At 40.9% G+C, this 21,489-nt stretch carries 15 protein-coding genes and 27 tRNA genes; 41 read left to right on the plus strand and 1 reads right to left on the minus strand.

The window, feature by feature from the left end; all coding sequences use genetic code 11:
* Positions 1-77: 77 nt before the first annotated feature.
* The 36 genes from PT287_RS06865 to PT287_RS07040 all read left to right on the plus strand — a co-directional run bounded on the left by PT287_RS06865 (position 78) and on the right by PT287_RS07040 (position 14,524).
* A tRNA-Val gene (locus PT287_RS06865) sits at positions 78-150 on the plus strand.
* Between the two features lie 4 nt (positions 151-154).
* A tRNA-Lys gene (locus PT287_RS06870) sits at positions 155-227 on the plus strand.
* Between the two features lie 12 nt (positions 228-239).
* Positions 240-321: transfer RNA gene (locus PT287_RS06875), tRNA-Leu, on the plus strand.
* A gap of 32 nt (positions 322-353) precedes the next feature.
* A tRNA-Thr gene (locus PT287_RS06880) sits at positions 354-426 on the plus strand.
* Positions 427-438: 12 nt separating this feature from the next.
* Positions 439-510: transfer RNA gene (locus tag PT287_RS06885), tRNA-Gly, on the plus strand.
* Positions 511-519: 9 nt separating this feature from the next.
* A tRNA-Leu gene (locus PT287_RS06890) sits at positions 520-605 on the plus strand.
* A gap of 9 nt (positions 606-614) precedes the next feature.
* A tRNA-Arg gene (locus PT287_RS06895) sits at positions 615-688 on the plus strand.
* Between the two features lie 6 nt (positions 689-694).
* Positions 695-768, plus strand: a tRNA-Pro gene (locus PT287_RS06900).
* Between the two features lie 37 nt (positions 769-805).
* Positions 806-879: transfer RNA gene (locus PT287_RS06905), tRNA-Met, on the plus strand.
* Positions 880-890: 11 nt separating this feature from the next.
* Positions 891-964, plus strand: a tRNA-Ile gene (locus PT287_RS06910).
* A gap of 34 nt (positions 965-998) precedes the next feature.
* Positions 999-1,072 (plus strand) — tRNA-Met (locus PT287_RS06915).
* A gap of 3 nt (positions 1,073-1,075) precedes the next feature.
* Positions 1,076-1,149 (plus strand) — tRNA-Asp (locus PT287_RS06920).
* A gap of 6 nt (positions 1,150-1,155) precedes the next feature.
* A tRNA-Phe gene (locus tag PT287_RS06925) sits at positions 1,156-1,228 on the plus strand.
* A 20-nt stretch (positions 1,229-1,248) separates the two neighbouring features.
* Positions 1,249-1,319, plus strand: a tRNA-Gly gene (locus PT287_RS06930).
* Positions 1,320-1,324: 5 nt separating this feature from the next.
* Positions 1,325-1,398 (plus strand) — tRNA-Ile (locus tag PT287_RS06935).
* A 2-nt stretch (positions 1,399-1,400) separates the two neighbouring features.
* Positions 1,401-1,490, plus strand: a tRNA-Ser gene (locus tag PT287_RS06940).
* 926 nt (positions 1,491-2,416) lie between these two features.
* Positions 2,417-2,488: transfer RNA gene (locus PT287_RS06945), tRNA-Glu, on the plus strand.
* 40 nt (positions 2,489-2,528) lie between these two features.
* A tRNA-Ser gene (locus tag PT287_RS06950) sits at positions 2,529-2,615 on the plus strand.
* A gap of 9 nt (positions 2,616-2,624) precedes the next feature.
* Positions 2,625-2,698: transfer RNA gene (locus tag PT287_RS06955), tRNA-Met, on the plus strand.
* A 3-nt stretch (positions 2,699-2,701) separates the two neighbouring features.
* Positions 2,702-2,775: transfer RNA gene (locus PT287_RS06960), tRNA-Asp, on the plus strand.
* A gap of 6 nt (positions 2,776-2,781) precedes the next feature.
* Positions 2,782-2,854: transfer RNA gene (locus PT287_RS06965), tRNA-Phe, on the plus strand.
* Between the two features lie 7 nt (positions 2,855-2,861).
* Positions 2,862-2,943, plus strand: a tRNA-Tyr gene (locus PT287_RS06970).
* A 4-nt stretch (positions 2,944-2,947) separates the two neighbouring features.
* Positions 2,948-3,018, plus strand: a tRNA-Trp gene (locus tag PT287_RS06975).
* A gap of 12 nt (positions 3,019-3,030) precedes the next feature.
* Positions 3,031-3,103 (plus strand) — tRNA-His (locus PT287_RS06980).
* 7 nt (positions 3,104-3,110) lie between these two features.
* A tRNA-Gln gene (locus PT287_RS06985) sits at positions 3,111-3,182 on the plus strand.
* 19 nt (positions 3,183-3,201) lie between these two features.
* Positions 3,202-3,272, plus strand: a tRNA-Cys gene (locus PT287_RS06990).
* 43 nt (positions 3,273-3,315) lie between these two features.
* Positions 3,316-3,400: transfer RNA gene (locus PT287_RS06995), tRNA-Leu, on the plus strand.
* A gap of 118 nt (positions 3,401-3,518) precedes the next feature.
* Positions 3,519-4,691, plus strand: a complete 1,173-nt coding sequence (locus PT287_RS07000) for a glycosyltransferase family 4 protein (protein WP_277133719.1) — start codon at positions 3,519-3,521, stop codon at positions 4,689-4,691.
* The gene (locus tag PT287_RS07005) at positions 4,684-5,727 is read left to right on the plus strand and encodes a glycosyltransferase family 4 protein (protein WP_277133720.1); all 1,044 of its coding nucleotides are present in this window, start codon (positions 4,684-4,686) and stop codon (positions 5,725-5,727) included. The genes PT287_RS07000 and PT287_RS07005 overlap by 8 nt, the downstream gene beginning before the upstream one ends.
* Positions 5,727-6,752 (plus strand): lysylphosphatidylglycerol synthase transmembrane domain-containing protein, encoded by a 1,026-nt coding sequence (locus PT287_RS07010; RefSeq protein ID WP_277133722.1) that lies wholly within the window; start codon positions 5,727-5,729, stop codon positions 6,750-6,752. Before PT287_RS07005 ends, PT287_RS07010 begins: the two co-directional genes overlap by 1 nt.
* 69 nt (positions 6,753-6,821) lie before the next feature.
* On the plus strand, positions 6,822-8,882 hold the full coding sequence (locus PT287_RS07015) for an LTA synthase family protein (RefSeq protein ID WP_277133724.1): 2,061 nt from the start codon (positions 6,822-6,824) through the stop codon (positions 8,880-8,882).
* Between the two features lie 69 nt (positions 8,883-8,951).
* The gene (secG, locus tag PT287_RS07020; protein WP_038521563.1) at positions 8,952-9,185 is read left to right on the plus strand and encodes a preprotein translocase subunit SecG; all 234 of its coding nucleotides are present in this window, start codon (positions 8,952-8,954) and stop codon (positions 9,183-9,185) included.
* Positions 9,186-9,258: 73 nt separating this feature from the next.
* Positions 9,259-11,595 carry a ribonuclease R gene (gene rnr, locus PT287_RS07025; RefSeq protein ID WP_277133726.1) on the plus strand — a complete coding sequence of 779 codons (2,337 nt, stop codon included), beginning with the start codon at positions 9,259-9,261 and terminating at the stop codon, positions 11,593-11,595.
* A gap of 12 nt (positions 11,596-11,607) precedes the next feature.
* On the plus strand, positions 11,608-12,063 hold the full coding sequence (smpB, locus tag PT287_RS07030) for an SsrA-binding protein SmpB (RefSeq protein WP_277133727.1): 456 nt from the start codon (positions 11,608-11,610) through the stop codon (positions 12,061-12,063).
* A gap of 371 nt (positions 12,064-12,434) precedes the next feature.
* Entirely contained in the window at positions 12,435-13,091 is a 657-nt protein-coding gene (locus PT287_RS07035) for a nitroreductase (RefSeq protein ID WP_277133729.1), read from the plus strand.
* 80 nt (positions 13,092-13,171) lie between these two features.
* Positions 13,172-14,524 carry a hemolysin family protein gene (locus PT287_RS07040; RefSeq protein ID WP_277133731.1) on the plus strand — a complete coding sequence of 451 codons (1,353 nt, stop codon included), beginning with the start codon at positions 13,172-13,174 and terminating at the stop codon, positions 14,522-14,524.
* 49 nt (positions 14,525-14,573) lie between these two features.
* Here PT287_RS07040 and hpt read toward each other — a convergent pair whose 3' ends face one another.
* Positions 14,574-15,143, minus strand: coding sequence for a hypoxanthine phosphoribosyltransferase (gene hpt / locus PT287_RS07045; protein WP_277133733.1), 570 nt, complete (start codon positions 15,141-15,143; stop codon positions 14,574-14,576).
* 241 nt (positions 15,144-15,384) lie between these two features.
* On the opposite strand from hpt, the gene PT287_RS07050 reads away from it, so the two are divergent.
* The 5 genes from PT287_RS07050 to PT287_RS07070 all read left to right on the plus strand — a co-directional run bounded on the left by PT287_RS07050 (position 15,385) and on the right by PT287_RS07070 (position 21,456).
* Complete coding sequence (locus PT287_RS07050; RefSeq protein ID WP_277133735.1) at positions 15,385-16,467, plus strand: M42 family peptidase; 1,083 nt, start codon at positions 15,385-15,387, stop codon at positions 16,465-16,467.
* Between the two features lie 102 nt (positions 16,468-16,569).
* Positions 16,570-17,796 carry an MFS transporter gene (locus PT287_RS07055; RefSeq protein WP_277133736.1) on the plus strand — a complete coding sequence of 409 codons (1,227 nt, stop codon included), beginning with the start codon at positions 16,570-16,572 and terminating at the stop codon, positions 17,794-17,796.
* Positions 17,797-17,964: 168 nt separating this feature from the next.
* Positions 17,965-18,768, plus strand: a complete 804-nt coding sequence (locus PT287_RS07060; protein ID WP_277133738.1) for a YqiA/YcfP family alpha/beta fold hydrolase — start codon at positions 17,965-17,967, stop codon at positions 18,766-18,768.
* A 4-nt stretch (positions 18,769-18,772) separates the two neighbouring features.
* Positions 18,773-20,581 (plus strand): penicillin binding protein PBP4B, encoded by a 1,809-nt coding sequence (gene pbp4b, locus PT287_RS07065; RefSeq protein WP_277133740.1) that lies wholly within the window; start codon positions 18,773-18,775, stop codon positions 20,579-20,581.
* A 2-nt stretch (positions 20,582-20,583) separates the two neighbouring features.
* Complete coding sequence (locus PT287_RS07070; protein WP_277133742.1) at positions 20,584-21,456, plus strand: BadF/BadG/BcrA/BcrD ATPase family protein; 873 nt, start codon at positions 20,584-20,586, stop codon at positions 21,454-21,456.
* Positions 21,457-21,489 lie beyond the last annotated feature (33 nt).

Below are 21,489 nucleotides of genomic sequence, written 5' to 3' on the forward strand. Positions count from 1 at the left end.
ACACAGTAGTTAAGCTTCTTCACGCCGAGAGTAGTTGGTGGGAGACTGCCTGCGAGGGTAGGACGCTGCCGTGCTTTGGAGGATTAGCTCAGCTGGGAGAGCATCTGCCTTACAAGCAGGAGGTCACAGGTTCGAGCCCTGTATCCTCCATACCGAGTCGTTAGCTCAGTCGGTAGAGCATCTGACTTTTAATCAGAGGGTCGACGGTTCAAGCCCGTCACGACTCATGGCCCCATTTTGCGGGTGTGGCGGAATTGGCAGACGCGCTAGATTTAGGTTCTAGTGTTTCAGGACGTGTGGGTTCAAGTCCCACCACCCGTATTTGCCAATATTATATACCATATTTACATATTGCCGATTTAGCTCAGTTGGTAGAGCATCTGTCTTGTAAACAGGGGGTCGTACGTTCAAATCGTATAATCGGCATTTATATATTACGCGGAAGTAGTTCAGTGGTAGAACATCACCTTGCCATGGTGGGGGTCGCGGGTTCGAATCCCGTCTTCCGCTTCATTACTTGCCGGGGTGGCGGAATTGGCAGACGCACGGGACTTAAAATCCCGCGGTTGGTTTCAACCGTACCGGTTCGACTCCGGTCCTCGGCATATAATGACGCGCCCTTAGCGCAACTGGATAGAGTGTCTGACTACGAATCAGAAGGTTGAAGGTTCAAATCCTTCAGGGCGCATTATCTCGGGAAGTGGCTCAGTTTGGTAGAGCACCTGGTTTGGGACCAGGGGGTCGCAGGTTCGAATCCTGTCTTCCCGATTGTAATCTTAATATATAATTTAGCGATTACTTTTTTGGCGGTGTAGCTCAGCTGGCTAGAGCGTCCGGTTCATACCCGGGAGGTCGAGGGTTCGATCCCCCCCGCCGCTATATTAGAGCTTGGACCTTTAGCTCAGTTGGTTAGAGCAGACGGCTCATAACCGTCCTGTCGTAGGTTCGAGTCCTACAAGGTCCATAAACTGGATTTTGTACTTTTATTTTTTTAACATCGCGGGATGGAGCAGTTAGGTAGCTCGTCGGGCTCATAACCCGAAGGTCGGTGGTTCAAATCCATCTCCCGCAATATGGTCCATTGGAGCAGTGGTTTATCTCGTCTCCCTGTCACGGAGAAGATCATCAGTTCAAATCTGATATGGACCGTAAGATGGCTCGGTAGCTCAGTTGGTAGAGCAAAGGATTGAAGCTCCTTGTGTCGGCGGTTCGATTCCGTCCCGCGCCATTATTGATAATTTGTTTGTTGCGGGTATGGTTTAGTGGTAAAACGAAAGCCTTCCAAGCTTTAGTCGCGAGTCCGATTCTCGTTACCCGCTTTAATGGGCCTATAGCTCAGCTGGTTAGAGCGCACGCCTGATAAGCGTGAGGTCGATGGTTCAAGTCCATTTAGGCCCATTGGAGACTTACTCAAGTGGCTGAAGAGGCGCCCCTGCTAAGGGTGTAGATCGGGTTATTCCGGTGCGAGAGTTCGAATCCCTCAGTCTCCGTCATAAAGAATCTTGTTTATTCAAGGTTCTTTTTTGTTTATCTGATTTAATTTTGAAAAACTGGCTATTTAGTAATCTCATGTGTTCCATAATTAATGTAAATAAAGGTAGTTGTCGGTCGACACATCGAAATTCATCAACGTCAATGTGTTCGGAGGATAAGTCATCGGTAGTCATTAATCTGCAGCAACATTTTAAGTCTAAAAGCAGTAAGTAAAACAGTGTTGGCAGAGATATTGTAGCCTATGTAATTTCTGTTAATGGACGATCAGTGGTTAAATCCTGAATGACTTTTGCTTTACTAGATTAGTGATAAAACAAAGCTTGTCAACTAAGGAACTATTAGCCATTAAAGAATGATGACAGTTGTGGTAGAGCATAGCCGCTGCTTATGAAGCTTAATTTAAAGTAGTTTAGAGACATCCAAGGCTAAATACTGCAGGCAAGAAATAATGGCCACTGTGGACTAAGTAAAATGCAGAATGGGCTTGTCAACTAAAAGAAGATTACCAAAAATGAGAAAAAGTTAGATTAAGATCTTTAATATCAAGTAAACTTTATCAATTGGAGATATAGGAAAAATTCAATCTTGAGTATTAGAAAATTTGAAACTCGGCCGTGATCTCTATTTTTGTGATTAGTTTTATCGCTAATGAAGCGACATTATAGAATTAACAGTAGGCAATCGAGCAAAAAAGATGCTATAACAGAGATTGATAAATTAGGGTTAATGCGCTTTCTAAATAAAAAAACAAAATATTTTTGGATAAAAGTCTTGCAAGATAGCTGCTAATCCTGTATTATTAATAACGTTGTGATTCAGGTATTGCCTGATAGCTAAAAATTTCAAAATAAAACAGTTGACATTTTAATCAATATTAGGTATTATAATTAAGCGTCTTATGTTTTAAGAAGAAAACGAATATGACCCGTTGGTCAAGTGGTTAAGACATCGCCCTTTCACGGCGGTAACATGGGTTCAAATCCCGTACGGGTCATTACCAACAATAAATATTGGTATTTTTATTTTTACATTATGGAGGATTACCCAAGTGGCTTAAGGGGACGGTTTTGAAAACCGTTAGACGGGTTTCTCGTGCGTGGGTTCAAATCCCACATCCTCCTTTATAACATCGCGGGATGGAGCAGTTAGGTAGCTCGTCGGGCTCATAACCCGAAGGTCGGTGGTTCAAATCCATCTCCCGCAATATGGTCCATTGGAGCAGTGGTTTATCTCGTCTCCCTGTCACGGAGAAGATCATCAGTTCAAATCTGATATGGACCGTAAGATGGCTCGGTAGCTCAGTTGGTAGAGCAAAGGATTGAAGCTCCTTGTGTCGGCGGTTCGATTCCGTCCCGCGCCATCAACCTGGAGGAGTAGCGAAGTGGCTAAACGCGGCGGTCTGTAAAACCGCTCTCTCTGAGTTCGGCGGTTCGAATCCACCCTCCTCCATAATAGGGATATCGTATAAAGGTAGTACATCGGTCTCCAAAACCGCTAGTGTGGGTTCAATTCCTACTATCCCTGTTTACCTTCATGGCGGAATTGGTGAAGGGGTTAACACACCGGTTTGTGGATCCGGCATACATGGGTTCGAATCCCATATTCCGCCCTAGCATTGGGATATAGCCAAGCGGTAAGGCACTAGACTTTGACTCTATTATGCGCTGGTTCGAATCCAGCTATCCCAATCTATTATAAATAGCTGATGGCGGTGTAGCCAAGTGGTAAGGCAGAGGTCTGCAAAACCTTAATCGTCGGTTCAAATCCGATCCCCGCCTTTTGGTTCATTACTAGAACTATTATTTAATAATTTAATATCATGGCGGTGTGGCGGAATTGGCAGACGCGTCAGACTCAAAATCTGGTGTCCTTTTCGGACGTATCGGTTCGACCCCGATCACCGCTATCATGATAAGCAGCTCCCTTTTTAGGAGCTGCTTTTGTTTTACAATTAATAATTTTCCTTATAAAAATTGCACAAGTAATGCGGAATCTTTATAATACCAGTATATGGAGGTAGTCAGATGAATATTGGTATTTTTACCGATACATATTTCCCACAAATTAGTGGTGTTGCAACATCGATTAAGACACTCAAAGATGCTTTAGAAGCACAGGGACACAATGTATTTATTTTTACGACAACTGATCCGCACGTTAAAAAGGGAACAGTTGAAGCTAACGTTTTTCGATTTAGTAGTGTTCCTTTTATTTCGTTTACTGATCGGCGAATTGCATTTCGCGGCTTTTTTGAAGCGACTAAAGTGGCACGTGAAGTTAAACTAGACGTTGTTCACACGCAAACTGAATTTGCATTAGGCATGATTGGTAAATATGTTGCGCATCAGCTTAAGATTCCTGCAATCCATACTTACCACACGATGTATGAAGACTATTTGCATTACGTTTTGAATGGTCATTTACTTAGACCATATCATGTTAAGCAGTTTACCAATGTTTTTCTCAAGAATATGGACGGCGTAATTGCCCCTAGCAAGCGCGTAGAGGCGTTATTACATCGCTATGGCGTAACTATCCCAATGAGAGTTATTCCTACTGGTGTAGCCATTAATGAGATGAATCAGAAGTCAACGCGTAATATTCGACAGGAGTTAGGAATAGCGCCTGATGGTCCTATTTTATTGACTTTAAGCCGGATTGCTGGTGAGAAAAAAATCGACCGTATTTTGAATATCATGCCGGAAATTGTTGATGAGTTCCCTAAAACTCGTTTGGTAATTGCCGGTGATGGGCCTGATGTTGACGTGTTAAAAGAGCAAGTTGAGCGACTAACTCTTGAAGACTATGTTATTTTTGCAGGAAACGTACCTCATGAAGATGTTGGTGCATATTACCAAATGGCCGATGTTTTCGTTTCAGCAAGTGATACAGAGACTCAAGGATTAACTTACATTGAAGCCTTGGCTGCCGGTACTAAGTGCGTTGTATATGATACGGATTATACGGAGCATGTCTTTGATGATCCTGATCTGGGGCAGGTCTTTACAAGGCCTAGTGAGATGTTGACAGAGATTATAACTTATTTACAAAAGGGAGACTATCAAATTCCGCAGGCCAAATTGGCTGATAAACTCAAGCAAATATCGGCAGAGCATTTTGGCAGCAGTGTTTATCAGTTTTACCAAGATATAATTGCCAATTATCAAGAAAAGCACAAAGAGGATTCAAATGATTAGAATAAATATGTTCTCACAAGCTGCATCAGTTAAGGGACAAGGTGTTGGTTCGGCCTATAACGAGTTAATGAGGTTGTTAAGAACGCATTTAGTTGACGAATTTTATGTGACTAACAACAAGTATGGGGCAAGCGACTTAACGCACTACCATACGATTAATCCTACTTATTTTGCTAACAGTTTTTTACCCAGCCGGGGACGTAAAATTGGCTATGTGCATTTTTTGCCAGAAACACTGGAAGGCTCGATTAAATTGCCAGGTTTTGCCAAAAAAATTTTTTATCAGTATGTTATCGACTTTTACAAGCGGATGGATCAGATTGTTGTCGTAAATCCGATTTTTATCGATAAATTGGTTAAATATGGTGTTAGGCGTGATCGCGTTAAATATATTCCTAATTTTGTCTCTAAGAGTGAATTTTATGTTGAGAGCCAAGAAAAAAAGAATGCTTTTCGGCATCAGTTGGAGATTCCGTTAGACAAATTTGTCGTTTTTGGTGATGGGCAAGTACAGGCGCGTAAGGGCGTCGATGACTTTGCTAAAATGGCGCAGGCGAATCCCGGTATTCAGTTCATTTGGGCTGGAGGCTTTTCTTTTGGCAAAATTACGGATGGCTATGAACATTTCAAACAGTTAGTTGACAATCCACCACAAAATCTCAAATTTACGGGAATTATTGACCGATCTAAATTGGTGGACTACCTCAACATTGCCGATTTGTTCGTTTTACCGTCTTACGACGAGTTATTTCCAATGTCGGTACTGGAAGCCTTTAGCTGTGGTACGCCGGTGCTACTGCGTGATTTAGACCTATATCAGGCAATTATTAGTGGTTATTACATGAGTGGTCGTGATTTTGAGGAAATGAACGCTCAGCTGCAGCTTGCAGCAAGCGATGAGTCGGTAATGAATAAGTACAGTAATTTATCAAATTTGGCCAGTCAAAAATATTCGGAAGACCATTTAGCCCAAATTTGGGATGGATTTTATCATGAACAATACGAACTTGGTAAAAAGTTAGGACAGATTCGCTAATGAACAAAAAGCATTTATGGGGCATTCTGGTTGTGTTATTAATCAGTGGCGGTGTTTTGTTTGTTGACTTGAAAGAAACACCAGTTGCTCAGCTTTGGGCAGCAGCACAGAATATTAATTTTGGCGGTTTAGTCGCTGTTTTTGGATTAATGCTTTTGTCTTACGTTTTTGAAGCCAGTATTTTGGCAGTTTTGGCAAAACGAAAAAACGAACCGAGGCGTTCACGCTGGTCATTTTTACGGATACCGATAATTCAAGCTCTATTTAATGCCATTACCCCAATGTCTACTGGCGGTCAACCGTCGCAACTGGCGGCAATGGTACAGATAGGAATAGAGGGCGGTCGTGCAACTTCACTGTTATTGATGAAATTTATCATTTATCAAATTGTGGTTTTTATTGCTTATGTGATCACGATTATCAGCGGCTTTCACATGGTTGCCACGAAATTTGGTGGTCTTGCGTTTTTCATTGCAATTGGTTTTTTAATCCATGTCAGTTCAATCGTCTTGTTATTAGCGGCGCTATTTGCTTACCAGTGGACCAAAAATACGGCTAACTGGCTGATGAATTTGCTGTCCAAGATAGTTAATCCCGAAAGGGTAGCAGTTTGGCGGCAAAATACGATGGCGAAAATTGATACCTTTTACCGTGAAAGTCAAAAATTAAAACAAGAAAAAAAGAAGCTGCTGTTAAGCGCCGTGTTTACGATCTTGCAGCTGGCTTGCTTTTATTCAATTCCTTACATGGTGCTAGTGGCGCTTAATGTCCCAGCTGATTGGGTTAGTGTAACGCAAATGAATATTATGATTATCATGTTTATGGCAATTATTCCGATTCCTGGTGCGTCTGGTGGGGCAGAATACAGCTTTCAAACGTTGTTTTCGACCTTTATCTCATCCAATGGCACCTTAATTTTAGGGATGTTTTTGTGGCGGTTTGTGACGTACTTTTTTGGAATGATACTGGGGATCTTTGGCTGGATTTTCAAACCGCAAAAAGTCTTGAGTCCGCCAAATAATTAATTTTTGCTAAAATCACTTTGTTTAATCGCGCTTTGGCGTAATATATTAGCATGGTGAGAGGAGAATAGAATGACAAGGATCAAGTCTTTTTTGCAGTGGCTGACAGAGACCAAGCTAGGCTTTTTCATTATTGTTTTAGTAGCTTTTTGGCTAAAAACATACGCAATTTACTTAACTAAATTTAACTTGGGTGCAGTTGGTTCAATGCAGAACTTTTTGCTCCTACTTAATCCGCTGCCGGCGGGAGTATTGCTTTTAGGAATCGGTTTGTTTTTTAAGGGACGTAAGTCGTATTGGATTATTATTGCGATTGATCTAGTATTAAGCCTGTGGCTGTTTGCCAACATCTTATATTACCGTGAGTTTTCCAACTTTTTGTCCTTATCGATTATTAAAACTTCGGGCTCGACCGCGGATAATTTGGGCAAAAGTATCGTGGGAATAACCCATGCAACCGACTTCTTGGCTTTACTTGATGTTGCCGTTATTGTTGCTCTGTTGTGCAGCAAACTTATTAAGTACGACTTGCGGCCGCTTAAATTTAAGTTCAACGTGCTGGTTGAAGCCTTGGCCGTTTTGATGATTGGTTTAAACCTGCTGATGGCGCAGAAGGACCGGTCGGGCTTGTTAACCCGGACATTTGATAATAATTATATCGTCAAGTATTTAGGAATGAATGAGTACGCGGTTTACGACGGCTTTAAGACCGCGCAAACAAGTGCGCAGATGGCTAAGGCGAACGTTTCTGATCTTGGCTCTGTGCAAAAATATCTCAAGGCTAATTATGTTAAGCCTAATCCGCAATATACCGGCGTAGCCAAGGGCAAAAACGTGTTGGTTATCCACCTTGAGAGCTTCCAGCAATTTTTAATTGGTTACAAATGGAAGGGCAAGGCCGTAACGCCGAACCTTAACAAGTTGTATCATGCTAAAGACACATTGAGTTTTGCGAATTTTTATAATCAAGTTGGCCAAGGTAAGACATCGGATGCGGAAATGATGCTGGAAAATTCGCTTTACGGCTTACAATCGGGGTCGGCAATGTCGAGTTACGGTACATCGAACACCTTTGAGAGTGCGCCAGCGATTTTAAACCAGCAGGGCGGCTATACAACGGCTGTAATGCATGGCGGTGCTGGTTCGTTCTGGAACCGTAACAACGCCTACAAGCAGTTTGGGTACCAGTACTTTATGCCGCTGTCGTATTATCAGAACAAGCCCAAGTATTACATCGGTTATGGTTTGAAGGACAAAATCTTTTTTAACCAGTCGATTAAGTATATTGAGCGTCTACCGCAGCCATTTTATTTAAAAATGATTACGGTAACTAACCACTATCCTTATGAAATTGACAAGAAAAACCAGTCGATTAACAAGACCGATACGGAAGATGAAACCGTTGATGGTTATGTCCAGACCGCGCATTACCTCGACCAAGCAATTGGCGAATTAATGCAGTGGCTGAAGAAGACGGGGCTTGATAAGAATACTTTGATTATGATGTATGGTGACCATTACGGTATTTCCGGTAATCACCATAAGGCCAGTGCCCAATTATTAAATCAGGACGAATTTACCGATTTTGATAATTTGAAGTTTCAACGGGTGCCGCTGATGTTCCATATGAAGGGACTGAAGGGTGGCATTAAGAAAACGTACGGCGGCGAAATTGATGTTTTGCCAACTTTGCTTAACTTATTGGGGATTAACGACAAGGGCACCATTCAATTTGGCCATGACCTGCTTAGTAAAGGCGCACCGCAGATTGTAGCGCAGCGTAACGGTGATTTTATCACGCCGCAATACGCAAAGGTCAGCGGCACTTACTATGATACTAAGACGGGAACGGAAATTGCCAAGCCTGATAAAAAGCTGAAGATGCAGCTGGTGGCAATTTCTAACAAGGTAACTACACAATTATCCTTGTCTGATAGGGTAATTGATGGCAATCTGTTACGTTTTTATAAGCCTAAGTGGTTTAAAAAGGTCAAAGCTAGTGATTATGACTATAATAAGGATAAGGCACTGAAGAAGCTATTTAGTGCTAACAAAACTTCTTTGTGGTATCACAATCATCAGAAGACGACACAGAAGGAATTTAAGACGGATGCTCCAGAACTTGAAAAATAAATACTCGAAAAAGGCCGTCTTTTATGATAAACTTTGTAAGTAATCGATCTGTATATTGGAGGCAGCGCATTGTACAATTTATTTATGACGCTACTAATTATTGTTTCAATTTTAATTGTTATTGCAACAATGATGCAGCCGCAAAAGCAACAGGATGCATTGAATGCCTTATCCGGCGGCGCAGTTTTTAGTGGCCAAACGAAGAAACGTGGTTTTGAAGCATTTATGGAAAAAGTTACAGCAGTCTTGCTGGTTCTCTTTTTCGCTTTTGCTATTGTATTAGCTTATTTGTCTTCAAAGTAAGTTTTAGTTCCTCCCGATCAAATATTAGGGAGGACTTTTTTTATATTTTTTAATAAGGAACGGAGATTAGTGCATGGCACAAAACGAAAAAATTTTAGCTAATGTTTTAGAAATCTTTCGCCATAATCCCAAAAAACAATACCAAGTAGAGCAAATTGACAGAATGCTGCGGCGTGATCGCCTCGGCAGTTTTTCTGATATTGTCAAGGCGCTTTCTTTTTTGGAGCAAGAAAAGAAAATTATTACTGATGGCAACGGTCATTATCAATTAGCCCAAGAAAATACGGTTGTTGAAGGGTCATTTCGAGCTAATGACAAGGGCTTTGGCTTTGTCAAACTTGAAGATGAAGAAGCCGATGATATTTTTATTGCTAGCGATTATACCGCGTACGCTGTTGATGGCGATAAGGTGCGCGTTAAGATTACAGCTGGCGGTAATCCGTGGAACGGTAAGGGGCCAGAAGGTCAAATTGAGGAAATTATTGAGCGCAGCCTTGATACCTTAGTTGGCGAATTTCATCCATTGACTGATGCGCAAGTTAAGGTTAGCCACTTTTTAGGCTATGTTTTGAGTACCAATAAGAAGCTGCATAAGTATCGCGTTTATGTTGGTGAAAATGGCCTGCACCCGCAAATGGGCGACATGGTTAAGGTCTCAATTGCTAACTATCCGAGTGAAGACAATCCGGACTCAATGGCTGGTGTGGTAATTGAGATTATCGGTAACAAGAACGATCCCGGCGTTGATATTATGTCGATCGTTTCTGCTCATGATGTTCGCACTGAGTGGCCAGAAGATGCGATGGCTCAAGCTAATGCCATTCCCGATCATATCGAAGAAGAAGAGTGCAATAATCGTGAAGACATAACGGATCAGCCAGCAGTTACGATTGACGGTGATGATTCTAAAGATTTTGACGATGCCGTAGTTTTATGGCAATTACCTAATGGCAATTATCATTTGGGTGTTCATATCGCTGATGTTTCTCATTATGTTACGGAAAAAACACCGCTGGATGAAGAAGCTTTTGCGCGCGGCAACAGTACTTACTTAGTTGACCGTGTAATTCCAATGTTACCGTTCCGGCTATCAAATGGTATTTGTTCACTTAATGAGGGCCAAGACCGCCTAGTTTTATCTTGTGAAATGGAATTTACGCCGGAAGGTGAGCGGGTAAATTACCGCATCCATCCGTCAGTAATGCGGTCACACGGTCGGTTAACTTATAACAAGGTTAATCAAGCGTTAGACCCTAATAACACCGATGAATTAGAAGAAAAGTATGTTAAATTGCAACCGATGCTGCAAGACATGGCCGAATTACATAACGCTTTATACAAGAAGCGTCACCAACGTGGTGCGATTGACTTCGAAGAGCCAGAAGCTAAAATTATTGTTGATGAGCAAGGTAAACCAGTCGATATTGTCTTACATAACCGTGGTACCGCAGAAAAAATGATTGAATCATTCATGCTGGTTGCTAACGAAACTGTCGCTGAAGACTTTTTCAGAAAGCATGTGCCATTTTTGTACCGGGTTCACGAAACACCAGATGGTGAGCGGATTAAGAGCTTCTTTGAGTTTTGTAGTGCGTTTGGTCTGGATATTAAGGCTGATCCTAACCACGTCAAACCAATTGACTTGCAGAAGGTAGTCGCTAAGACAACGGGAACACCTGAAGAAGCAGTTGTGCAAATGATGATGTTGCGCAGCTTAAAGCAGGCCCATTATTCTGAAGAAGCATTGGGTCACTTTGGCCTAGCTGCTAAGTTTTATACCCACTTTACTTCACCAATTAGACGATATTCTGACCTCATGGTGCACCGGATGATTCATGCTTATAGCGATCAAGGGACAGGCCAGGATGTACAGCAGCATTTTGCCAGTTACTTACCGGATGTCGCTGAACAAACTTCGACTCAGGAGCGGGTTTCAGTTGATACCGAACGTGAAGTCAATGATTTGAAGATGACCGAGTTTATGGCTGATCAAGTTGGGCAACATTTTGATGCAGTTGTTTCCTCTGTGACAAGCTTCGGGATGTTTATCCAGTTGCCAAACACGGTTGAAGGCTTGATCCACATTTCAAACTTAACCGATGATTTTTACAGCTTTAATGAAAAGAGTCTAACGTTGACTGGTCGTGGTACGCACAAGCAATACCGCGTCGGGATGCCAATTAAGGTCACTTTAATTAATGCCAACATTGAGCAACACCAGTTAGACTTTGAAGTTTATGATCCTAATGCTCCAAAGCATCCGCATCATAATCGTGGCAATAATAATCGTACTCGTGGCAGTCGCGGATTCCATAATGATCATGGTCATCGCGGCGGGCGCAATGGCAGTAGTCGGAATGGTTCCCGTAAGAATGGTAACCATCCGCATTTTAGCAAGTATAAGCATTAGGACTGAAAACTGATGAAAGAAAAAAATGAAAATTTGATTGCGCAAAATAAAAAGGCACATCATGATTATTTCATCAAAGAAACGTATGAAGCTGGAATTGCACTGACCGGAACAGAAATTAAGTCCGTGCGTGCGCGGCGAGTTAGTCTGCGTGACGGCTACGTGCAGGTAATTAATGGTTCTGCCTTTTTAGAAAACGTGCATATTAGCGAGTATAAGCAAGGCAATCGTTATAATCATGAACCGCTTCGTAGTCGCCGGTTACTTTTGCACAAAAAGGAATTAGTTCGATTAACTAAAGAGCAATCAGAGCGTGGAGTAGCGATTGTACCGCTTAAGGTTTATCTGAAGCATGGCTTTGCCAAAGTCTTAATTGGTGTGGGTCAGGGTAAAAAGCAATACGATAAGCGCGAAACCATTAAAAAGCGTGACCAGGAGCGTGAGCTTCGGCGCCAGTATAAAGTTTAAAGAAGCGCTTTGATTAATTAATATTAGTCAAAACGCTTTTTATATATAATATAATTTTAAAATAATTAAAATATTATTATCGATAACAAATAATAGGTGATATAATTCCACTTTGGATAGCTAAATATTAACTTAGCGTCTATTTGACCCTGAAAATATTTTTTACTTTTTAGTTATTATTTTTGCAATATTATGCATTATTTATTAATATTGTATTTGTATGCTTTGCTCATATGTTAGGCAATATCGTGCTTAGTTGTTTTAGTTAAAATTAATTAAGCAAATGCTTTGCGATGGTATCATCTAGGCGATACTATTTTTAGTAGAAAAAATAATATTTAGTAAGCTAAAATGTTAGGATTTGGGTTTTAATGAAATTTAAGGATGTATATAGTGGAGAGCGTGTAACGCGTAAGTTTTCTAATAGAAAAGTCAGCGAAAAGATGCTTGCCAGAGTCATTAACAAGGCACAGCAATCGCCGTCACTACTTAACTCACAACCTTGGCGGGTATATATGGTAACCGGTGATGCACTTAGTAATTTGAGGAAAGACTTTGAGCAGAATATTAAGGATGGGATTAAACCTCATGAAGATTTTGCGACAATCTTATCACTTAATTGGGATGCTTATCCGAGTCAAAGCTTAGCGACGATGGGTGCATCGCAACCATACTTTTTTAATAATAAATCGGAACTATTTACTAATGCTAATGACACGATGTTTAACGCTCAGGATGTTGCGTTTTTAACAATTCCGAAGGCGTCACCTGCTTGGTCGGTGTTTGACTTGGGGATTTTTGCTCAAAGCATCATGTTGCTAGCACTTGATGAAGGCTTATCAATTATGCCGGCGCACTCGATGGTTTCTTATCCCGAATTAGTTCGTAAATATGCCCAAATTTCAGAAGATGAGCTCGTGGGAATGGCGATTGGTATTGGCTATAAAGATAATTCAGCCGAAGTAAATGATCCTAAATATTATCCACCAAGACTACCATTTGAAAAAATTTATAAATTGGTTAAGTAAGATTAATTTTGATGATTAAAAGATTGCTATTGATGTTAAAATGGAACATAGAAGTTTTTTTAACAAAAAGGTGACGAATTTTGAGTACAGCCCAAATAATTACTTACTTAATAGCGACTTTGGTGATTTTTGTCTTTGCGGCGTTTTTTGTCGCTGCAGAGTTTGCATTAGTCCAAACTCGATCAAGTCAGCTGGAAGATATGCTGACGAACAATACCGGTAATCGCCGCAAGATAAAGTGCGCGCTGCACATGGTACATAATTTAAATGAATATTTATCAACCACACAGGTAGGTACAACGCTTGTGGGGGTTGTTTTAGGTTGGTTTTCTGCTGATACATTTGCGACTTTGTTTGAAAATCTGTTGAGCTTAGCTCACTTAAATCTCTCACTGGTAAAGTCGGTAAGCGCATTGCTAGGCGTTATTTTCTTAACGTATTTAGAGGTTGTGATTACGGAAATTGTTCCTAAAAATATTGCGATTGATATGCCGGTTAGAATGCTGCTGAAGCTGGTGACACCACTGCAAGCCTTTCATACCTTGGTTTATCCGTTTGTCTGGCTACTGAATACGAGTTCAAATGGATTGTTAAAAGTGCTGGGTTTTGAGCCCGCTGATGAGGAAAATCAGGTTTATTCACAGTCAGAAATTATTAAATTATCGCGTAAGGCGGTTCACGGTGGGTCACTTGATAAAAATGATTTAACTTACATGAAGCGCGCCTTTGAATTAAATGATAAGGTTGCCAAAGATATTATGACGGACCGGACGCGGCTAATTGTGATTGACTCAACCGATACGATTGCTCAAGCTCTGCAAATGTACCTTGAAGAAGGATCAAGTCGCTTGCCGGTCGTGCGTGATAATAATAAAGATGACATTGTTGGTTATATCTATGCGTTTGATGTGGTGCAACAGAGTCAGCTTGACGCCCATGTGCCAGTAACGCGGATTATTCGGACAATGATTACGGTGCCTGAGTCGATGCCAATTCAGGATATTTTACATTTAATGATTAAAAAGCACACCCCGATTGTCTTGGTGGTTGATGAATATGGCGGAACAAGTGGGATTGTAACAGATAAAGATATTTATGAAGAATTATTCGGTACAGTTAAGGATGAAATTGACGATGTTTCCGATGATTACATTATCAAGGACAAGGAAGGCAATATTCATGTTTCTGGTAAAACCACGCTGTATGACTTTGAGCGTTATTTCAGAGCGGATTTAAAGAGCTTTCAGAATAGTGACATTATCACTATCGGTGGTTATATGATGGAACATTATCCGGACTTGAAAAAGGATGAAGCAGTTGAACTTGAAGGCTTTTCGTTTAAGCTGGATAGTATTGAACAAGGCTTTATGCGCTGGTTTATCGTTAAGCCAGTAGTCAAAGAAAAAGTGGCCGATAAAGAAGAACAAAATTAGACAAAAAAAGCGTTACTCCGATTGAAGTAACGCTTTTTTATATGTTTAATTATTTGTTATTGGCCAGCTTGATTACCTCAGGCTTTAAGACGCCAATATAGTTGATATTACGAAAAGAATTCATAAAGTCTAGGCCATAACCAACGACAAATTCATTACCAACTTTTGAACCATAGTATTCAATCTGAACGTCAGTTGTGCGGTTGGCTTCCTTGTTAAGGAGCACGCAGCACTTAACACTCCTGGCGCCGCGTTTTTTAAGCATATCCTTCATGTATTGCAAAGTAAGGCCAGTGTCGACAATATCTTCAACGATTAAGACATCGCGATCCTTAACATCAGTAGTCAGGTCGGTAATTAAGTCAACCTTACCTGAGGAAACTAACCCAGCGCCATAACTGGAAACGTCCATAAAATCGATTTCTTCTTCAACGTCCATTTCGCGGACCAAATCAGTTAAAAAGAAAATTGCACCCTTAAGTGCGCCAACAACTAGTGGCTTTTTACCGGCATAATCTTCGGTCAATTGCTTGCCCAGGCGGACACACATTTGATGAATATCATCTTCAGTAAATAATTTATGATCAATAATTCTATTAATATTGTCGCTTTTTGGCATTTATCTACCCTTCACTTCAACTAATTCAAGATTTCTAATAGATTCGATTATATCATTCTTTCGCATAAAAAGTAGCTTGATTTACACTTTTTACGCGGTTTCTAGCTGATTTAGGCGTTAATATTTTACTTAAATTAAAAAATCTGCTTTTTATCTGAAAATTAGCTTAGTTTTTTAATTATTAAGTAGTTATTTTTGCTACAATAGAAATAAATATTTTTCGCATGAAAGGTTAAGCAAAATGGAAAAAGAACAAGAAATAAAGATGTTGAAGGCCTTTTCAGATGCAAACTCAACTTCAGGTTTTGAAGGCGAATTTGTTAAGCTGTTTACCGAAACGGTCAAAGATTTTGCCAACGTTAAGGTTGACGGAATGCTGAATGTTTATGCTTCTAAGAAAGAAAATCAGGCGGGGCGGCCCGTTATTCAACTTGATGCGCACTCTGATGCAGTCGGGTTCATTACTCAGGCAGTTAGACCTAATGGGATGATTAAGTTTGTTCCGCTTGGCGGCTGGGTTAAGTACAATATTCCGGCTTTGCGAGTTCGGGTTAAAAATCGTGATGGCGAATATGTTCCGGGAGTTGTGGCAACTAAGCCACCGCACTTTATGACGCAGGCTGAACGTAATAACGTCCCTGATGTTGCCGATATGTCAATCGATGTTGGTTCGAGCTCACGTGAAGAAACATTAAACGACTATAAGATTGATACTGGCTGTCCAATTTTTGTTGACGTTAAGTGTGAATATAACGAAAAGTCGGGCTTGTTCTTTGGCAAGGACTTCGATGACCGCTTTGGTGCTGCAGCGATGGCCGATGTTTTGGAAACATTAGACGGTGAAGAAACGCCATTTAATGTTGTTGCTGCGTTGTCAAGTCAGGAAGAAGTTGGCTTGCGTGGTGCGTATGTTACTGCGCGCACTGTTAAGCCAGATTTGGGAATCGTCTTGGAATCTTGTCCGGCTGATGATACCTTTACTCCCGCATGGCTGTCGCAAACTGCCTTAAAGCATGGACCAATGATGCGTGATATGGATACGTCGTTCTTGCCGAATCCAAAGTTCCAACAATATGCCTGCGATATTGCTGATAAAAATCATATTCCATATACGCGTTCAGTTAGAACCGGTGGCGGTCAAGATGGCGCGGCAATTTATTATGAAAATGGGGCACCGACAATTGTAATTGGCATTCCAGTTCGTTATGAGCACTCACCGTATTGCTTCAGTGCTTACCAAGATTTCAAGGCAGCCGTTGAGATGACGGTGGCAATTATTCGCGACTTAACTAACGAAAAGTTGGCTAGTTTTAGTCAATTTTAAAAAAGTTTAATATTTTTATTGCAAAAAATTCGTAAACGAGTAAAATAGTCTTCCAAAGAAATAATTAGGCGACAGAGAGCGCTTGTTTCGGAGGAATTAAATATGGATACAACTAATGAGTACAGTCATGCACTAACTACAGACCAGAAGTGGACCATCGCGTCGACTTCATCGGGCTTTATGTTAGAGAACATGGATGTACTTTTTTTATCGTTTGCGATGAGTTCGATGATTGCTGATTTGCACCTATCTGGTGGTGCTGCGGGCTTAATTTCATCGATTACGAATTTGGGAATGCTGTTTGGCGGCGTTTCATTTGGCATTTTGGGCGATAAAATCGGCCGGGTGAAAACCTTTAGCCACACCGTGATTATTTTTGCAGTAGCTACTGCCTGCATGGCCTTCGCCAATAACATTTATTTGATTTATGTCCTCCGTTTCTTGGCCGGAATTGGTGCCGGTGGGGAATACGGAGTTGGGATTGCATTAATCGCCGAGGCTTTTCCCAAAAAGGAAATTGGTAAAATGACCTCAATTGCGGCAGTTGGCGGTCAGGTAGGAGCGATTTTTGCGGCTTTAATTGCGGCTTGGATTATTCCAACGGCTGGCTGGCACATGTTATTTTTGGTTGGAATTGTGCCAGTTGTGCTCACGGTTTTCATTAGAAAACACCTGCACGAAAGTCAACAATTTTTAACGGCTAAGGCAGAAGAAAAAGGCTCGCTGCTAGCCAATGTTGCTCATAAGATGTTTGCGACACCGCGGCTAGCTTGGCAAAGTCTGGGCTTAATGATTATGATGACAGTCCAAATCGCTGGCTACTTTGGTCTAATGAATTGGCTGCCGACGATTGTGCAAAAGCAATTAAATTTAAACGTAGCAAATTCTAGCCTGTGGATGATTGCAACCATTGTTGGCATGAGCATTGGAATGATGACCTTTGGTACCATCTTCGATCATTTTGGCCCGCGCCGTGCATTTGCTATTTTCCTAATTGGTTCAGCCATCATGGTTTATACCTTGAGCTTGGCAACTAACATGATCACACTGCTAATCATTGGCGCGATTGTTGGTTTCTTTTCTAACGGGATGTTTGGTGGCTACGGTGCAGTGATTAGCCGCCTATACCCAACGGAAATTAGATCGAGCGCTAATAATATTATTGTCAATATCGGCCGCGCCGTCGGTGGCTTTTCATCAGTCGTCATTGGCATTTTAATGGACTACTATAATTTAACGGTTGTAATGGGCTTTTTATCAAGCTTGTATGTTATCAGCCTGTTAATTATGATTAGCTTGCCAGGATTAAAAAATTTAACAAATAACTAAAAATAATAGCCATTATGATCGAGCTACAAGACCCGGAATAATGGCTTTTTTGGTTGTTGAGTGAAATATTTTTACAAAATTTTTTAAAAAATGTTGTAACAGTATTTTAAATATAATATAATTATTTTGTAAGCGATTACTAAATAAACAAAATGAGAGTTAATTAATATGATTGATAATAGTCAAATTGAAACGGAAATGTTTTATTCTCCTAGTTTAAAATTGGACTGGAATTACGATGTTTATTTGCCTAGCGGCTATGATGAGAAGTCGGGGGACAAATACCCTGTATTATATTTACTGCATGGACTAGGCGGTAATCATCGTAATTTATTAGAACGATTTGACTCTCAACAAATGCTTGATGAGCTGGTTAAGCAAACAGGTCAAAAGCTGATTGTTGTTTTTGTTGATGGCTTTAATTCTTTCTATATCAATGGGCAAAATGGCGGGATGCAGATGGAAGATGCTGTGATGCAAGATTTAGTACCGCTGATTGAGAAAAATTATCAGATTGCGCAAAAGCGGTCGCAACATTCAATCGGCGGTATCTCGATGGGCGGCTATGGTGCGGCTCGTTTGGCATTGAAGTATGCGGATTACTGGTCCAGTGCGATTTTGATTTCGCCGGCTGTTTGGCAACATTTGCCATTAGATAATAAGTTTAGAAAGACGTTGCATGCATGGCAAAGTGCTAAGGAAGCTTGGTCTGAACAATTTTATGAACAAGTCTTTCCAACAAATTATCTCAAAAAAGGCCAGGATGTCAGCTTTTATGTTGAGTCTACAGCTAAAGATACGGTGGTACCAATCGCTGATGTTGCTTCATTTGTTAACAAATTAACGCAACATCAAGTCAAGACCAAGTTCATTCAGGATAACATTGACGACCACAATTGGACTTATTGGGCAAAGGTAGCACCGCAAGCTTACCAGTGGGTTATTAAACAATTTAAGAAGGCTAGGAAGTAGTGTAATGGTTGAACAAGTAACATTTAAGCGGCTTGAAGGTGAGCCGCAAGGAGCTTTTCAAGTCAACGCAATTTATCCAGAGAAAGTGCCATTGGCTAATGTGGCGACGGCGCTACTTAACAACCAAATGCAATATTTTACTTCATATCAAGGTCAAGGCGAGCTGGATATCTTGCTGGAGAAACCAGTTGATTTGTCATTGTTTATCAATGGCCAGGAAATTAGCCTTGCCCAATTACCTGTTAAGGTTTGGCTGGCGCTGGATTTGTCTAAGTTGACCGTTAATGGTCGAAATAAATTGCAGCTTGCTGGTACGTTTAATGAAGGTAAAGTACATCTTAAAATTCCGTTTCTAGTGTTGCAAAATCACGCTGAAGATACGGAAAATCGTGATAATGATGGCTTTAACTTAATCGATAACCTGATTAATAACCAAATTAAGTTTGGCTTTCCATCAGCGCAATTGGTTGTGGTTCATAATGGCCAAATCGTTAAACAGTCTACTTATGGCCGAGTTAATAGCTATTCGCCAGATGGCAAAAGACTGACAACTGCGCCCAAGGTAACTGATGAAACTCTCTATGACATTGCCTCCAATACTAAAATGTGGGCTACCAACTTGGCGCTGCAAAAGTTGGTCTATGAGAAAAAATTGACAATTAAAAGTAGAGTTGCTGATATTTTTCCTGAATTTAAGGATCAGTCGCAAGATAAAATTAAGGGCAAGGATGATTTAACAATTCAAGATATTTTGGAACATCAGGCTGGCTTCCCTGCTGATCCCCAATATTTTGATAATCATAACGAATTAGCTGATAAAATTTATACGCAGAATCGTGACGAAATTTTAGCTAAAATTATCGCAACCCCACTAAGTTATCAACCGGGAACAAAGACAATTTATTCGGACGTTGATTACATGCTTTTGGGCTTGATTATCGAAAAAATCACGGGTCAACGAGAAGATGACTACGTAAGAGAGAATATTTATCAACCATTGGGACTTAAACATATTGCTTTTAATCCTTTGCAACATGGCTTTCAGCGTGCGGAAACTGCTGCTACTGAACTTGATGGTAATACCTTTGCTGGGACGGCAGATTTTAATCATGTTCGTACGACGACAATTCAAGGAGAAGTGCATGACTCTAAGGCCTATTACACAATGAAGGGCATTAGTGGACATGCCGGATTGTTTAGCAATGCGACGGATTTAGCAGTTTTAGCGCAGTTGGTACTCAATCATGGTGGCTACGGTCGAAAGCAACTATTTGACCTTGATACTTTGGCAGAGTTTGCTAAGCCGAAGTCGACCGATCCTACCTTTGGCTTGGGTTGGCGGCGGCAGGCAGATTCAGGCTATGCGCGGATTTTTTCTAATGCTCCGACTGCTAATACGATTGGCCATACTGGTTGGACTGGAACATTGAGCTTAGTAGACTTTGAACAACAGACTGTGATTATTTTGTTAACTAACAAGCGTAATTCGCCGCTCATTGATGGGCAAAAGAAGGATTTTGTCGGTGATCATTATTTAGTTGGCAAATATGGTGACATTGTTAGTTTGGTTTATTCGGCACTTGATGGTGATAGTTTTGCCGCAAATAACCAGAAGCTATGGGGGCTAATTCAGACGCGATACCAGCAGTTAAGTCAGCAGCCTGAATTAGCAACTTTGGCTGATAAGCATGACTTGGCCGCTATTTATCAGACATTAGTTGATCGCAGCCAGCAAGACGTAGCGGCAAAAAATGTTTTAGATTCTGCTTTAGGACAAAAAATCAAAAATTTTGTAAACAGCAATGAGGCATAACAATGAAATATCGGATTGGGATTGATAGCGGCGGCACCCATATTGTTGCCCGCGGTTTTGATAGCCAAGGTAAGTGCTTGAAAGAAGCGACAGCTGGCGTTGGAAATATTTTTCTAGATTCACAAACAGCAATTAGCAACTTGATTCAAGTAATTAATGAATTGACTTCATCGCTTGGCAAAGAAGATTGCACCAAAATTTTAGTCGGCATTGCCGGACTGGAAACCAGCGGCAATGCGGCGGAGGTAACAGCAGAACTAGAGTCAAAATTGCAGCTTAAAGTTCAGCTAGTTAGTGACGCTAAGTTAGCATTAATCAATGGATTGCACGGTCAGGATGGCACGCTGGTAATTGCCGGCACTGGTTCAATTGTCTATGGCGTTAATCAAAATCAGACCTATCGGTTTGGTGGTTGGGGCAACTTGCTTGATGATGTTGGTAGCGGCTATCAAATTGCAATAACAGCGATTAAACTCGCACTGCGTAAATATGATGAGGGTCAGACTACTTCTTTAGGAAGATTATTAATGCAGTTAGCAGCGGTAACTACGATGCCGGCATTAGTGAAAAAATGCTATGAACTGACTCGCGACCAAATTGCTGCTTTTGCGAAAAAAATTGCCCGCTTGGCTGAAAACGACCTTTTGGCTAAGCAAGCACTCGATGAGCAGGCGGATGCGTTAGCTACTGAAGTAATCGGTTTACTAAATCGTTACAAAAAGTCTGTACCAACGCAGCTAGCATTATCGGGATCAGTCTTAGTTAATAATGCACAATTTAGACAGCGACTACTTAAGCAAGTCATGCAAAGCTATCCACAAATCGATGCTCATATTGTGAATAATAATAACAGCTGTGCTGTTTTATATATATAGTTGGTAGTAAAATAAACAACGAAAGAAGGTGAG

Origin of the sequence: Lactobacillus sp. ESL0679 (assembly GCF_029433515.1) — a bacterium.
Lineage (GTDB): Bacteria > Bacillota > Bacilli > Lactobacillales > Lactobacillaceae > Lactobacillus.